This window comes from Mycobacterium sp. E3198 (genome assembly GCF_001667015.1).
Taxonomy (GTDB): domain Bacteria; phylum Actinomycetota; class Actinomycetes; order Mycobacteriales; family Mycobacteriaceae; genus Mycobacterium.
Genome location: NZ_LZIS01000127.1, coordinates 1 through 655, shown reverse-complemented (window position 1 = coordinate 655; position 655 = coordinate 1). Strand labels below are relative to the sequence as shown.

The window sequence follows — 655 nt, the reverse complement described above, 5'->3', positions numbered from 1 at the left end:
TTCGGCACGCCCTACGGCACCGTCGACTACGAGGGCGCCACCATCCCGGTCCCCGTCGACGACCAGACGTTGCAGGAGATCACCAAGATCACCGACGGCGAGGCGTTCCACGCCGACAGCCTGCAATCGTTGGAAAGCGTCTATTCGACGCTGCAGCGCCAGATCGGCTACGAGACGGTGAAGGGCGACGCCAGCCTCGCCTGGATGCTGCTCGGGGCGGTGGTCCTGGCCGGCGCCATCCTGGCCGGTCTCGCGCTCAACAGCCGGTTGCCCTCCTAGGCGATCAGGGCGGCGATCGGGTGGGCGATCAGGTCGGCAGCCGCCGGTTGATCAACAGGGCCAGCGCCGCGGCGATGAGCGCGGCGACGACGCCCAGGCGCAGCCACCCGGCGCTGCCGGGTCCGGGCACCGTGCGAAACCCGATGTCGTTCTCGATGGCGTTGTAGCTCTTGTTGAGCTCGGCGATGTTGGTCGCGGTGTAGGACTGCCCGCCGGAGAGCTGGGCGATCTTTTTCATCTGGTCGGTCGAGACGGGAACGGCGACCCGCTGCCCGTTCATCTCGATCTCGCCGCCTTTGGTGCCGAACGAGATCGTCGAGATGGGCACGCCCTGGTCCTTGGCCAGCCGCGCGGCCGTGTAGGCGCCGTCGTGCGG

Annotated in this window: 2 pseudogenes; one reads left to right on the top strand and one right to left on the bottom strand. The window is 68.4% G+C overall.

Going from position 1 to position 655, the window contains the following annotated elements:
* Positions 1-279 (top strand): annotated as a pseudogene (locus A5673_RS14610) (hypothetical protein); the annotation flags it as partial.
* A 28-nt stretch (positions 280-307) separates the two neighbouring features.
* Here the strand turns inward: A5673_RS14610 and A5673_RS14605 are convergent.
* Positions 308-655 (bottom strand): annotated as a pseudogene (locus A5673_RS14605) (hypothetical protein); the annotation flags it as partial.